The 13,031-nt window shown below is 54.2% G+C and carries 15 protein-coding genes, 3 tRNA genes and 3 pseudogenes; 11 read left to right on the plus strand and 10 right to left on the minus strand.

Features of this window, described 5'->3' with window-relative positions; all coding sequences use genetic code 11:
- The 7 genes and pseudogenes from H8K03_11045 (at position 1) to arsB (ending at position 4,452) form a co-directional block, all read left to right on the plus strand.
- Positions 1–372, plus strand: a complete 372-nt coding sequence (locus H8K03_11045; GenBank protein ID UVT18385.1) for a MerR family transcriptional regulator — start codon at positions 1–3, stop codon at positions 370–372.
- Between the two features lie 416 nt (positions 373–788).
- A pseudogene (locus tag H8K03_11050) lies at positions 789–953 on the plus strand (tyrosine-type recombinase/integrase).
- Between the two features lie 457 nt (positions 954–1,410).
- Positions 1,411–2,055, plus strand: a complete 645-nt coding sequence (locus tag H8K03_11055; GenBank protein UVT18386.1) for a hypothetical protein — start codon at positions 1,411–1,413, stop codon at positions 2,053–2,055.
- 46 nt (positions 2,056–2,101) lie between these two features.
- The gene (locus tag H8K03_11060; protein ID UVT18387.1) at positions 2,102–2,479 is read left to right on the plus strand and encodes a helix-turn-helix transcriptional regulator; all 378 of its coding nucleotides are present in this window, start codon (positions 2,102–2,104) and stop codon (positions 2,477–2,479) included.
- Positions 2,476–2,949 (plus strand): VOC family protein, encoded by a 474-nt coding sequence (locus tag H8K03_11065; GenBank protein UVT18388.1) that lies wholly within the window; start codon positions 2,476–2,478, stop codon positions 2,947–2,949. Before H8K03_11060 ends, H8K03_11065 begins: the two co-directional genes overlap by 4 nt.
- Positions 2,949–3,401, plus strand: coding sequence for an arsenate reductase ArsC (locus tag H8K03_11070; GenBank protein ID UVT18389.1), 453 nt, complete (start codon positions 2,949–2,951; stop codon positions 3,399–3,401). The genes H8K03_11065 and H8K03_11070 overlap by 1 nt, the downstream gene beginning before the upstream one ends.
- Positions 3,361–4,452, plus strand: coding sequence for an ACR3 family arsenite efflux transporter (arsB, locus tag H8K03_11075; GenBank protein UVT18390.1), 1,092 nt, complete (start codon positions 3,361–3,363; stop codon positions 4,450–4,452). Before H8K03_11070 ends, arsB begins: the two co-directional genes overlap by 41 nt.
- Positions 4,453–4,694: 242 nt before the next feature.
- Here arsB and H8K03_11080 read toward each other — a convergent pair whose 3' ends face one another.
- The 5 genes from H8K03_11080 to H8K03_11100 all read right to left on the minus strand — a co-directional run bounded on the left by H8K03_11080 (position 4,695) and on the right by H8K03_11100 (position 6,571).
- Complete coding sequence (locus tag H8K03_11080) at positions 4,695–4,883, minus strand: cation transporter (protein ID UVT18391.1); 189 nt, start codon at positions 4,881–4,883, stop codon at positions 4,695–4,697.
- 242 nt (positions 4,884–5,125) lie between these two features.
- Positions 5,126–5,201, minus strand: a tRNA-Lys gene (locus H8K03_11085).
- A gap of 42 nt (positions 5,202–5,243) precedes the next feature.
- Positions 5,244–5,320: transfer RNA gene (locus H8K03_11090), tRNA-Arg, on the minus strand.
- Positions 5,321–5,367: 47 nt separating this feature from the next.
- Positions 5,368–6,021 carry a YkgJ family cysteine cluster protein gene (locus tag H8K03_11095; GenBank protein ID UVT18392.1) on the minus strand — a complete coding sequence of 218 codons (654 nt, stop codon included), beginning with the start codon at positions 6,019–6,021 and terminating at the stop codon, positions 5,368–5,370.
- Positions 6,011–6,571 (minus strand): hypothetical protein, encoded by a 561-nt coding sequence (locus H8K03_11100; GenBank protein ID UVT18393.1) that lies wholly within the window; start codon positions 6,569–6,571, stop codon positions 6,011–6,013. The genes H8K03_11095 and H8K03_11100 overlap by 11 nt, the downstream gene beginning before the upstream one ends.
- Positions 6,572–6,863: 292 nt before the next feature.
- Here H8K03_11100 and H8K03_11105 point away from each other — a divergent pair, with 292 nt between their 5' ends.
- Positions 6,864–7,151, plus strand: a complete 288-nt coding sequence (locus H8K03_11105) for an HU family DNA-binding protein (GenBank protein ID UVT18394.1) — start codon at positions 6,864–6,866, stop codon at positions 7,149–7,151.
- Between the two features lie 132 nt (positions 7,152–7,283).
- Here the strand turns inward: H8K03_11105 and H8K03_11110 are convergent, their stop codons facing one another.
- Positions 7,284–7,559 (minus strand): MoaD/ThiS family protein, encoded by a 276-nt coding sequence (locus tag H8K03_11110; protein ID UVT18395.1) that lies wholly within the window; start codon positions 7,557–7,559, stop codon positions 7,284–7,286.
- An 82-nt stretch (positions 7,560–7,641) separates the two neighbouring features.
- On the opposite strand from H8K03_11110, the gene H8K03_11115 reads away from it, so the two are divergent.
- The 3 genes from H8K03_11115 (at position 7,642) to H8K03_11125 (ending at position 8,855) form a co-directional block, all read left to right on the plus strand.
- Entirely contained in the window at positions 7,642–8,067 is a 426-nt protein-coding gene (locus tag H8K03_11115; protein ID UVT18396.1) for a hypothetical protein, read from the plus strand.
- Between the two features lie 12 nt (positions 8,068–8,079).
- The gene (gene rfbC, locus H8K03_11120; GenBank protein UVT18397.1) at positions 8,080–8,640 is read left to right on the plus strand and encodes a dTDP-4-dehydrorhamnose 3,5-epimerase; all 561 of its coding nucleotides are present in this window, start codon (positions 8,080–8,082) and stop codon (positions 8,638–8,640) included.
- 137 nt (positions 8,641–8,777) lie between these two features.
- Positions 8,778–8,855, plus strand: a tRNA-Glu gene (locus tag H8K03_11125).
- Between the two features lie 501 nt (positions 8,856–9,356).
- Here the strand turns inward: H8K03_11125 and H8K03_11130 are convergent.
- The 4 genes and pseudogenes from H8K03_11130 to H8K03_11145 all read right to left on the minus strand — a co-directional run bounded on the left by H8K03_11130 (position 9,357) and on the right by H8K03_11145 (position 12,894).
- Positions 9,357–9,659, minus strand: a pseudogene (locus H8K03_11130) (recombinase zinc beta ribbon domain-containing protein).
- Positions 9,660–10,004: 345 nt separating this feature from the next.
- A pseudogene (locus tag H8K03_11135) lies at positions 10,005–10,478 on the minus strand (recombinase family protein).
- A 204-nt stretch (positions 10,479–10,682) separates the two neighbouring features.
- Positions 10,683–12,005, minus strand: coding sequence for a replicative DNA helicase (gene dnaB, locus H8K03_11140; protein UVT18398.1), 1,323 nt, complete (start codon positions 12,003–12,005; stop codon positions 10,683–10,685).
- Positions 11,965–12,894, minus strand: coding sequence for a DUF1376 domain-containing protein (locus tag H8K03_11145; protein UVT18399.1), 930 nt, complete (start codon positions 12,892–12,894; stop codon positions 11,965–11,967). The genes dnaB and H8K03_11145 overlap by 41 nt, the downstream gene beginning before the upstream one ends.
- Positions 12,895–13,031 lie beyond the last annotated feature (137 nt).

Raw genomic sequence — 13,031 nt, forward strand, 5'->3', positions numbered from 1 at the left:
ATGGATAGGGAGGAGGAGCTTCTGACAGGAAGCGTGATCGGGGATGAGGGGGTGCTGTCGATCGAGGAGTTGGCGAGAGTCTGTAGCGCGGAGCCGCAGTGGATCATAGAATTGGTGGCCATGGGGGTGCTGAAGCCGCAAGGTACTGAGACCTCGCGCTGGCGATTCCGTGGGACGGATCTCAGCTGTGCCTGCCGGGTTGCCCGTCTCCAACGGGATTTTAATGCCAGTCTCGACGCGGCCGCAGTGATGCTCGATCTGCTCACTCAGATCGAACAGTTGCGCGCTCGACTGACGCGGGCTGGCCTGGATGTGGAATGGGCCTGCAGCACAAGTGATGAGGGGGAGCGTGACTCATCATGCCGCTCTTAAGTCACAGTCGTAGCCTGCTTCTGGCACCTGGACTGCATTGAGGTGGATTCAAGTCTTCCGAGAATCGGGATACCCCGTCCATGAAAGCTCTGAAGGCGATGACATGCGAGTTGAGCTCATGCCCCTCCGGAGCAACTCAAGTATTCTTGTGAGGCTCGTGGATATTCACGGGGTCAGGTACCTAACTCTTCTCGTTAATCGGATACCGCTCCTTCGAGCGGCGTGCAAGATATCCCTACGAGCCAAACCCGGTAATGCCTCAGGGACATATACTCCAATAAGTTCGTGCGGCATGCACTTCACGAACAGGGCTGCCAGATTGGTAGTGCCCTAGGCAATTGGTGACGACGGAATTCTTCGTCGACGCAACTGAAACAACGAAGTGAACGCTGAGCAAGGGAAAGATCGAGGAGTTTCATTTCCACGATCTCCGGCATACCTTCGCCACGCGGTTAGTGCAGGCGGGCATCGATCTCTATAAGGTGCAACAGTTGCTGGGACACAAATCGCCCATCATGACCCAACGCTACACGCACCATTATCCGGAAAGTCTGCGTGACGGGGTGGCGATTTTGGATCGCCCGCGAGATTTAGCACAATCGCGGGCTAGTCTATCAGGCGTGTCTTGTAAGTTATTGAATTTGGTGGGCCGTGTAGGGGTCGAACCTACGGCCCGCTGATTAAGAGACCGTCAATGGCCATTTTTACAAGGGTTTGATCGGTCAACGGTTTCCCCGTTCTTATATGAAATCGGGCGATTGCGAGTCCTCGATATATTCTACAGAGTCCATAGATTCTGTGAATTTGACCCGCTCTATCACAAGTTATCACACACCGAAGGCCCATCCCTCATACAGCTGAATCAAGGTCCTTTAGGTGCCACTCGACATCTATCGCGACCCCTTGCTGATATTATTCAGAAGTTTCTCAACCTCGGCTGCTTATTAAGTCTGCGCAGGTATCGTTGGATCGTTTTCCTGTGGACGATTTCATCTCTTGCCCTGTTTCACGGGTGCTAATATGAGCGCAGGAGGTTTCATGAAACCGGAGCTTTTACGGAAGCTGGGTACGCTCTTGCGTGGCGGCATCACTAACGAGCCTCAGGCTGTATATCTCCTGGTAGAGATAAGAAAGCTTTTGGAGCAGCAGGACGCGAGACAGCAGTATTCCTACCTGACATTTCATTGCGATTGGGCGTTGCATAGCAAGCTTTCTCGTAACGCCGCAAAGAATGTTTTGAACCATTTCAATCATGCGAATACCCATCTTAAAACCGGCAAGCATCTTCATGAATTACCCCGCGATCAACGCACCGAGATCGACAACATATCGCAAATGAAGCTCTTCGAAAGCGAGCTTAAGGCGTTCTTAAAGGCGAATGAGCTTCCTTCTATAAATGCGACTCGTTCCGATGGCTGGACACATTTCTTATACTTCTATGTCAATGTAATTTCCGATTGCCCTTTAGTCATTTCCAGCAACAACACCGCGTCAGAAATTGAAAGCGTTACGGTAAATGTTGAACTTGCCAATCAACCAGTGGGCGATGAGATGGTGTTCCGGGTAACGTGGAAGATTCGGGACAAGAACGGGCTTTCGGGGTTGCTTGAGATTTTCAATTCCTTTTCCTCGATCCGGTACGCGGCGAGTAGGCAAGGCGCAGCCTGCTTCATAGGTGGTTAAAACTTCCGGTCTTGACAAACTCCTATTAGTCCATTATTCTGGACATATGGAAAGCAATGAAGCCGTAGCCGCGTTTGACGCTCTTTCGCAGGAAACCCGCTTGCGGGTGTTCCGCTTGCTGGTGGAATACGGACAGGCTGGGACACCAGCCGGAACGCTGAGCGAGACGCTCGGTATTCCCCATAACACCCTCTCCTTTCATTTAGCGCACATGAGCCATGCCGGGCTTGTCCTCTCGCAGCGGGAAGGCCGCTCCATTATTTACAGGGCGAATTTTGAGTTCTTCACTGACCTCATACGCTACATGGTGAAGGATTGTTGCCGCATGGAATTTGCCAGCATCCGCGAGGATAAAAAACGCGGCTGTTCTGTGATCGAAATGCCAAGCTATTGTCCGCCTAAAGGAAAGGAGAAAACCCGATGAAACGCCTGCACATCCATATCGGTGTAGAAAATATTGAGCAAGCCATCCCCTTTTACAGTGCCCTCTTTGGTGCCGCTCCGGTGAAGACCAAAGCCGACTATGCGAAGTGGCTGCTCGATGACCCGCGCGTGAATTTTGCGGTTTCGACCCGCGCCAGCAAGAAGGGTGTCGACCATCTCGGGATTCAAGTTGATGACACTGGCGAGCTGGATGAATTACGCGGACGGATGAAAAGCGCAGCGTTGCCCGTGTTTGATGAAGGTGAAACGGTCTGTTGCTATGCCAAGTCCGATAAAACTTGGGTGCAAGACCCTGCGGGCGTGGCATGGGAAACCTACCGGACGATGGAAGACGCCCAGATTTTTGCTGAGAAACCCGTTAGCCCAGAAAGTGCCTGCTGCACACCGGAAACGATGGGCACGCCGAATTGCTGCGAGCCTTCCGAGAACACAGCGGGATGTTGCGGCTGATGGAAAAGCATCCGCTCAAAGTGCTGGTGCTGTGTACGGGAAATTCCTGCCGCTCCATTATGGCCGAAGCCCTGATTAACCATTTCGGCCAAGGCTGCTATCAGGCATGGAGCGCCGGAACCATGCCAGCGCGTTATGTTCACCCGAAGTCGATTGAGACTCTACAACGACATGGTATCAGTCCCGGAAATCCAAGCAGCAAGTCAGTGGATGAAGTGGCTTGGCAAGCATACGACCTCATCATCACGGTCTGCGACCAAGCCGCCGGAGAAACCTGCCCGATATTTCCCGGTCAGCCAAAGAAACTACACTGGAGCACGCCCGACCCAGCCAAGGCTTCCGACAGTGAGTCCGATGCCGCCTTTGATACCGCGTTTTTGATGCTTAAAAAGAATGTAGTGGAGTTAACCGATGGCCGCCTGCTGCTCACCCCGACGCCTGTCGTTTCTTGACCGCTACCTCACCGTCTGGATTTTTTTGGCGATGGGCGCAGGGATCGCCCTTGGTTCCCTGTTTACGAAACTACCGGATGTGCTGAATAGCCTGTCGGTCGGCACGACGAATCTCCCAATTGCCATCGGCCTGATTCTGATGATGTACCCGCCGCTGGCACGGGTGAAATATGAAGAACTCCCGCTCATCTTCACGGATTGGAAAATCCTGCTGCTCTCCCTTGTGCAGAATTGGGTAATCAGCCCGGTGCTGATGTTTGGCTTAGCTGTCTTCTTTCTGCATGACTATCCCGAATACATGACCGGAGTCATTCTCATTGGCCTTGCCCGCTGCATTGCGATGGTCATTGTCTGGAACGACTTGGCCGAGGGCGATAACCAATATGCCGCCGCGCTGGTGGCCTTTAACAGCGTGTTCCAGCTTCTGTTTTTTAGCGTCTATGCATGGCTGTTTATCAGCGTGCTGCCGCCGCTGTTCGGGCTAAGTGGCCAGATTATTGAGGTCAGCTTCCGCACCGTTGCCGAAAGTGTGTTCATTTACCTTGGCATTCCTTTTCTCGCCGGATTCTTGTCCCGTATGGTGCTAATCCGACAGAAAGGCCGCGCCTGGTATGAGCAGAACTTCATGCCGAAGATTGCGCCGCTGACCCTGATAGCGTTGTTGTTTACTATCTTTGCGATGTTTTCACTTAAAGGCGGCATGGTGATGGAATTGCCGCTTGATGTGCTGAGGATTGCCATCCCGCTGGCGATTTATTTCGTGGTGATGTTCTTTATCAGCTTCCTGATGGGCAAAGCCCTAGGGGCTGATTACGGAAGGACAACCGCGACCAGCTTTACAGCGGCCAGCAATAATTTCGAGCTGTCCATCGCTGTGGCCATTGCCGCGTTCGGACTCAGTTCTTCCGTCGCGTTCGCTACCGTTATCGGCCCCTTGGTTGAAGTTCCAGTTCTCATTTCTCTGGTGAGTGTCGCGTTTTGGCTGCGCGAGAAATTATTCACCAACTATCAAAACAGGTCAGCGACAGATTTAGCGAAAGCCCAATCCTAGCACCGTACCGTTGCCTGCTACCATTTACCACTCACGCGCTTTGCCGCTGCATCTGCACGGGTGGGCATTTTACCGACCCATAGGAGCAGAACACGCAGCAGTCCCCATCTTTTCGCCGCAGCACCGCTTTGCATTGTGGGCATTCGTAAACCTGCAAACATGCGTCTATCGGCATTGTTTCTGTCACAGCATTCTGACATTGCGGGCACGTCAAAACCGATTGGAGCAGTGCGTCTGCCATATCACTCCTTTCCCATTACCGAGGGGTATCCCGCCTCGGTCGTGGCTTTTGTCAACATTCCCGGCGTGGCCTTGTCAGAGTCGAAGGTTACCGTGGCAGTTTTCTTGTCAAATTCCACCGTAACATGGCTCACTCCCGGCACTTTTTCGAGGGCTTTCTTTACGGTGACGGGGAAAAGTTCGCACGTCATATTCTTCACGTTGAGCTCGGACGAAAAGGGGTCGGGAGTCTTTTTACCAGACGGGTCGAGCGGAGCTTAGTATTGCAGTTTGACGGAAGGACGCTGGAGGGGGTTTTCCGCGCGCAGCAAATTACCTTACAGCGATAAATAGCGCGCGGCCCACACGAAGGGCGGTATTGAAATTAATCTCCTGGAGGTATTGAATATCCGCCGCGATTTGATCGAACGCGGCGGCACGCGCAAGCGAGGTTTGGTGGGCCGTGTAGGGGTCGAACCTACGGCCCGCTGATTAAGAGTCAGCTGCTCTACCAACTGAGCTAACGGCCCCACCGGGTATTGAATTGTTGATACCGACTACCAGAGGCGGTTTGGTGCGCCTGACAGGATTTGAACCTGTGGCCCTCAGCTCCGGAGGCTGATGCTCTATCCAGCTGAGCTACAGGCGCTCCTGCAACCAAGGAAGCTCACCTTAGCATAGCGCCAAAGACACTGTCTAGGTCGTGTCAGTCGCTGTTCCCGCCTCGGATTCAGGCAAGAAAGCATACGGCAAAAGCAGCTCCTCGCCCTCGGCTCCCAGCCGGTCACGCAAGGTTCCAAGCTCTTCCGCTTCCCTCTCCACGAGACGGCTCTCTTGCTCGCGAAGCGCGTTGGACAGGCGGATAAGCGGAACGGCGGTTTGCACCACACAGGCGCCATGGACGCGTTCTCCGTCATCCGTGGGAATTCCCATAGAGCGACAGACCAGCGGGCGAAAGTCATAGAGTCCACAGCTTCCATCGCGTTCCAAAGCCGGACAAGGCAGGGCATCGAACCGCTCGATGAGGCCATCGATTTCCCCATCCGGCCATCGATCGATGAAGTGATTCGTGATCAGTGCAGGTGCCGCAACGGCGAGCGTGCTGACTTGCTCTCTAGCTTTCTCCTCTATCCTCATCCGGTGTTCGTCAGGCAGCGACCGAAGACCGCGCTGAATCTCCCGCTTGTCGAGGAGGGTTACAGGAAACAGGCCCATACAACAGTGGGAGCAACCTTGGCGACACGGGAGAGTTCCAAGAAGGGCGGCGCCGGCGCGATCAAACCATTGCGAGGTGTTTTGAAAGAGTTGAGAGGGTTGCACGAGAAACACTCCCGGCAGATCAGCTCTCATCCGAGCCCGACAGATCCACGATCAAATCGCCCTTCGGCGAATAAAAGCCTTGGTTGTCGATCTGTACGATACCGTTGCATTGTTCTTGATAGAATTCGAGGATCCATCCATTGAAATCATAGCCCTCGTCTGTCAGATCCTTCTCAGCCATCCGCGTCGTCAGAATGAACCGGCACCGCGTGACGTACTCGAGAGCCAGCTGCGCCTCCACCTCATCGTGAGCGGTGAGCATGTTCACGAATTGGGCTTTTTCCTGATCGAACACATCCCGATAGCTGCCACGATCTCGTAGACAGAACAGATGGATCGGTTTGCGATCCCGATGGTACCCCAAGGCCACGTGAACCCAAGCCCATTCCTGGAGCACCGCTTCATCCAGATTGGGAGGCAGGATCGGACTTTGCCCGCGGGACTTTAAAAAATCGATCAACAGCTGGAGTGGAGGTGAGTTTTCCTTCTGGCAGAATACACGAGAATAGAGAACACTCTCGGTCTCCCCTGGGACACTCTCTTCTTTACCTAGGTGTAATAATGGCAGTTCTTTACCCATAATCTTCCACTATGTCAAGAGCCGTTTATGCCGATCGTCTGAGACCAACCAGCTCTACTGTACCCTTCCATTTGTTGCTACCGCAAGGGGTGGTATAGGCATTTTCCCTGCGCCAGACGCAGTTTTTCTCGTTGACAGCCCTCAGACTCTTGGCTACACTCTCGCGGGCTTTCACCATATGAACATTGGTCAGCATTCGACGATGCCAAGTGCCGGTCTAGACGTTTTCCCACGAGGCACGTCAGCGAGAATGTAGACTCACTTCATCTCTCACCTTCAAGGAGGTTCACGAATGGCAAAATCAATGACGAAGTCACAGATTGCGGATTACTTGGCCGGAAAAGCCGGCATCACGAAGAAAGGTGCGGTCCAGATCCTCGATGATCTGGCGGCTTTGGCTTATCGTGAGGCCAAGAACGTCTTTACCGTGCCCGGCATCGGCAAGCTCAAGTTGGCCAACCGAAAGGCTCGTATCGGCCGCAACCCTCAGACCGGCGCAGAGATCAAGATTCCGGCAAAGCGGGTCGTCAAGTTTCGCGTAGCGAAGGCTGCTAAGGACTCGATTCTCGGCAAGAAGTAAAGAGGGTTCCGGCATTTGAGCGCCGTGCCGGCGCCTGATCCGTTTGGATGAGATTCATCCGCTGACCGACAACATACGAAGGGGGTCGAGACCGCCGAGGTCTCGACCCCTTTCCTTTTCTTCGTCTACCCCTCAGGGATCCGATGGCCCAAGTCCGCTGCCTCCCATTCCATCGTGCCCGATCAGACGAATGGCATCTCCATCCTGAACAAGCGAATCCTCACTGGCTATCCGCTTATTGATGGTTACAAACACCTTCTTTTCCCGCAGCAACTGCAGGAGGTGGCGAAGCTGCACTCCTTGCCGTTGGATCAGTCGGCGGACAGACATGGGCTGGTCGAGTTCACATGCCAGATCCCGCTCTCCATCCACGGTTTGCAGTTGCCCGGTCAACATGATGGTCACCATGCCTGTTGTTCCTCATCTGTGTGAAGGTTCCCCATGGTGGGATAGTTGACTCGCCCGGCATCTCTCCTGATAATGGGCGAGTATGCCATCGCTTGATGTTCAAAACCCCGAAATGCCCGACCTCCAGTTTGTCCTCTTCGTTGCAGCTCTTTGCACGTCTGATCTGCCGACGCTGAACATCTCGCCGGAGCTCCGGACCACCATTTTTGACCGCTGCTGGGCGCTCATCCACACCGAGCCGCCTCCGACGAATCCCAAAGAACGAGTGCTTGACCTTCGAGGAGGAACGGAGCTGACACTCGACGCCTGCGCTTCTACGATCCGATCTCTCTTCACCGAAGCCAACATTACCACCCTCGTGTGGGACCATCCGGTGAGTGAACCGAGCATGAACAGCTCCCCTGAGGCCCTTCCGCTTATTGATCGCTTGGGGCGATTGTATCCCGGTGACCCGAACGTCGTCGATCCTTCTCATCAGCCCCCTGGCGGGTCGAATCCAACGCAATGACCAGAGGATACCGTGCGTGTGACTTCCATTGACATTCCTGGTGTGCTCTTGCTCGAACCCTCTGTCCTTTCCGATCGTCGAGGGCGTTTTATGGAAACGTATCACGAGCGTCGTTACCGAGAAGCCGGCCTCGAAGAGGGATTCGTCCAGGACAACTACTCCAAATCCGTCCGGAATACCGTGCGCGGCCTTCATTTTCAAGAACCTCGGGCACAGGGGAAGCTCGTCATGGTCCTTGAGGGGACTGTGTACGACGTCATCGTCGATATCCGCAAGGGGTCGCCGACATTCAGCAAGTGGTACGGCGTCGAGCTCTCAGCTGAGAATCCGCTGCAAATTTACATTCCTCCGGGCTGCGCTCATGGTTTTTGCGTGACGAGCGACACCGCCTCCTTCTTGTATAAGTGCACGGCCTACTATTCGCCGCAAGATGACCGAGGCATCCTCTGGAACGACCCTGCTTTGGGGATTCTCTGGCCGGTCAGCGAGCCTATTCTCTCAGCAAAAGACCAAGGCCACCGTACACTGGCAGGAATGGAAGCAGAATTGCCCGTCTATAGACCGACGACCTAGCTGAATCCTCACTCTCGGATCGTGTTATACCAGCTGTACCACTGACTTTGCCGACAAGGACATGGGTCCGGCTGTCCTAGTGACAGCACAACCACGAGTGTGGTATGAGTCCTCGTAACTTCTACCCATATTGGCACGTCCCCATCGTCTAGCCTGGCCTAGGACATTGCCCTTTCAAGGCAGTAACACGGGTTCAAATCCCGTTGGGGACACCACTGACCAGGGAGCAGAAATTCTGTAGCTTTTTCAAAGAGTGGCAGATAGCTTCCGGTTCCGAGAATTCGATACCCCCGCCGTTCCCCGTTCCGAACAATTTCAAATCGTAGCGGCTGATCCAGAAGAGTCCTCAGTAGCTGGCGAGCCCCGGGCACATGGCGGCTGAGCAGTCCCTGCAGGTCAGCAAGCCGGGATTTGAGTTCCCGTTTTAATCGACCCTCATCTAACGAATCGATCGTCGTCTCCCTCTCGGTGAGCTGCTCCAGTTCCTTGGTTAGTTCCACTCGTCTGGCTTCCTCGACCTGCAGTTGCTTGAGGAGAGGATCCATCGCCTGACCCTTGCCGATGGCGTCGACGAGATTCTTTTCATAAGCTTCAATCAGAGATAACTCCCGCTCAATGGCAGTCTTTCGATCCAGCTGCGGACCCTGCCCAGCCCTATGTTTCTCAAGGGCCTTTCTGATCGCCACCTTGATCATGTCTTCGCTCAACGCTTCTTCCAGCGACTTCAGCACAATCTGATCCAGGAATTCTTGCTCAACCAGGGAAGAGTTCTTACAGATGGATGACCCTCGCTGCTTGTAATACGCGCAGCCGTAGTAACGTCCCTTCTTTCGTTGATAGTCCTGCCCTACAATCTGCATCGGTCCTCCGCAATGCCCACAGCGGGCCATCCCGGTAAGCAGATATTTGGATTCGGTGTCTCTGAAAACGGGCTTAGCTTTCTCCTGATTGCTGGCTAATCTTGCCTCGACATGTGTCCACACCTGCGAGGTGATAATCCTCAGATCTGGTGCATCCATCCGGATGACTTCCTTTTCTGCACGCTGCCGGCGCCGCTTCGTTCCACCGCGCACGAACTTCTGAAGGCGCCCATAGACAATTTCACCCCGATAGAGTGGCCGATAGAGAATTTCTCGAACGGCACTGGGTGCCCAGCCACGCGGGCTTCGACGCGGCGCCAGCACCCCTTCCGCATTCAACCGTTTGGCGATTCGCCCAATGCCTAGCCCGCCGGCATACATGTCGAAAATCTGTCGGACAATCGTCGCCTCTGTTTCGTTCACGACTCGCAATACATGGAGCCGCCGGCCCGCGGATGAGAGGACCTCTTTGTTGTCATATCCGTATACCTTGCCTCCAGTGACATGGCCGGCCTTCGCCTTCCTGAGCATTGCGTCATAGGTGCGCTGCTTCGCCCGCTCTCGCTCCATTTCTGAAGAGAAGTTCACGAGCGACAGCATAACCTTATCCATGGCATTGTCGAGTGTGCGTTCCCGGTCCTCCAGATAGAAGAACACGCGGACACCAGCATCAGTGATCCGTTTCAGCGCATATGCCGTTTCAATCTGCTCGCGCCCAAGTCGGGATTCTTCGGACATGATCAGAATCTGAAAGGCCGGGCGAGGACTGAGCGCATTCATCAACCGAGTGAAGCCCGGCCGCTTCACGAATTCCGCTCCGGATATCCCGTCGTCGACAAAGATATGCTCATCAGAAAGGCCCCAGCCCTTCTTTGCAGCATAAGCCTTTGCATGCTCAATCTGTCGGGTTACAGACTTCTCTTCATCGCTCACGCCGTTTTGTTCAGTCGATTTGCGGGCATAGATTGAAGCAATCATTCGACGGACTCTCCTGAGAGGACGGCAGTATTCTCCTGTGCGCTGGATCTGTCAATGCTAACTCCTGAAGATAGCTGAGGATATCGCCTGAGATCTTGTAGCACGAGGTCGGCGAGTAAGTCCGTGATCTGCTCGAAGACATCGTGCGGATAACGACTTCCTCGTCCTTGATCGATGTGTTGGACAACAGGGGCGTTCATCGCACTAAGATTCCAGATCCTCAAACCGCACATACTGTTTCACAAATCCAAGCCGCAGCTCACCCGTTGGGCCATTTCGATGCTTACGGACCAAGATCTCGGCAAGACCCTTATCGAGTGATTCTTCGTGGTAGACTTCGTCCCGATACAGCATGAGCACGATGTCAGCATCTTGCTCGATGGATCCACTCTCACGAAGATCAGAGAGAATCGGGCGCTTACTCTCACGCTTTTCACATTCCCGCGAGAGTTGAGACAGCGTGACGACGGTCACTTCTAGCTCTTTAGCCAGGGACTTCAGACCTCGGGAGATTTCCGACACCTCGACCTGGCGGCCGTCTCGCTTCCTCACTCCTTCCATGAGTTGGAGATAATCGAGGAAGAGAATATCCACTTGCTTCTTGACCCTGAGCTGGCGAACCTTCGCTCGTAATCGATCGATGTTGAGCATGCCGGAGTCGTCGTAGTGGATTGGAAGGTTACTGAGTGACATCGCCGAAGTGGCCACCCGGCGTTTCTCGTCGTCACTCAGCTGCCCATTGTTCAGCGCAAATAGATCCACGCCCGCGTCAATGGCGACCATCCTCATGACCAACTGGCGCCGACTCATTTCGAGGGAAACAATTGCCACGTTAGACCCTGCACGTGCCGCGGCCATGGCAGCCTGACACATGAGCGAGGTTTTACCCATCGAAGGTCGAGCGGCCATAACCACCAAGTCACTCTGTTGCCATCCACCCAACATCCGGTCGAGGGCTATCAATCCTGTAGTGATGCCGCTGATCCTTTCTCCACGGCACTGCATCATCTCGATATGATTCAAGGTCTCGTGAATCACGTCCATGTGCGATTGCCAGACCCGGACCTGCCGCGCCCAACAGGCGTTGTACAGCCGGCGTTCTGCTTCGATCGCAATTAGTTCGGAAGACTTCTTCTCCTCGGACCTCGTGAGGATTTCGCGTCCGATGTCGCGTAAGGCCCGCAACACTGAGAGTTCCTTGACCATCCTTATATGGGTCTGAATGTTCGAAGCCGATGGCACGGCTAAACTGAGCTCGTTGAGATACGCGAGGCCTCCGATCTCTCGAATCACACCGGCTGACTCCAATTCATTCGAGACTGCGAGCGGCTCAATCGTGTCATTCCTTCCAGCGACGCGTTTCATCGCGGCAAAAATCTGTTGGTTCCGACGGAAGTACCAATCCTCCTCGCTGACCACCTCCGCGACGTCATCGAACGATCCTCCGAGAAGCAGGGCTCCGAGGACAGCCATTTCGATTTCTTCACTATGCGGTGGCAGTGTTGGGAACAGTTGCGCGTCGCTCATGGTACTCCTTGTGCTCAGCACACAACGGACGCCCGCAGACCTCTGTGATTACGGGCTGCCCGCATAGCTTCAGAGATATTCCACACTGCACCCGCTCTTGGCACCCTTGCGTCGAAGCAGGCTTGAGATCGATCAGAGTGTCGTAATTTCCGGCTTCGATTTTGTCCAGGTTCGTCGGCGCCAGGGCCCAATCGAGGGAGGCGTGAAAGGGCGGCTTCCCGCAGTTGGTCCGCCCGCAGAGGAAGTCTGACCCTTGGATGCGCTGGAAGAAAGTTTCCCACCAGGCCGCGTCCGGATATTGCTTCAGCCGAGCCTGTATGCGTGCTCGGATCGTCGTTCCCAGCGCTTTGCAGAGTTTGACACCAGGAATGGCATTCCAGCGTTGTTGGACTTCTTCAGGACTCTGCTTGAGCGAAGAGGAGCCCGTGTGTATCTCTCTTTCCTTCCTTCTTGAAGATGGGATTGGGATTGAAGAGTTCGGCTTTTGTTCAACAGGTGCTGAACGTTTGTTGAACACATGTTCAGTATCATTTGTTCTCTGCTTTAGCCGACTTGCGCCACTTTCTCGACCGGCACGTCTCCGCTCTTTCTGAATCCGGAGATATTTTTGATGTTCAGCATACAAGCGGATGTTTGTCAGGAATCCAGGCTTCTTTGGATGGGACTCGAACGCCTGTTGAACAGGTGTTGAACGGGTGCTCCAGTGCTCCCGAAGTTCGGAAAGTGCCGCTAGGATGGCCGGATCATCGGGAAGAGAACAGTCGTCAGTATCCCAACAATGACACAGCAGATTCATGTAGGCGGCTTGCTGGTCAAGGGCCATGGCGGCGCGCTTCTTACTGGTCAACCAGTCCTTGACGTATAACTGAAATGCGGGTGGACGTCCCATTTAGATCCTCACCCCACTTTGTTCGGCGATCGCCAAGAACTCTTCATCGGTTAGGTGACGTCCCATCTCAGATTCCAACCGAGGACGCAATTCAGCCCGTCGACTGACTTCCTTGACGACATCACTCAAGGCTAAGG

The organism is Nitrospira sp. (genome assembly GCA_024760545.1).
In the GTDB taxonomy this organism is placed as follows: domain Bacteria; phylum Nitrospirota; class Nitrospiria; order Nitrospirales; family Nitrospiraceae; genus Nitrospira_D.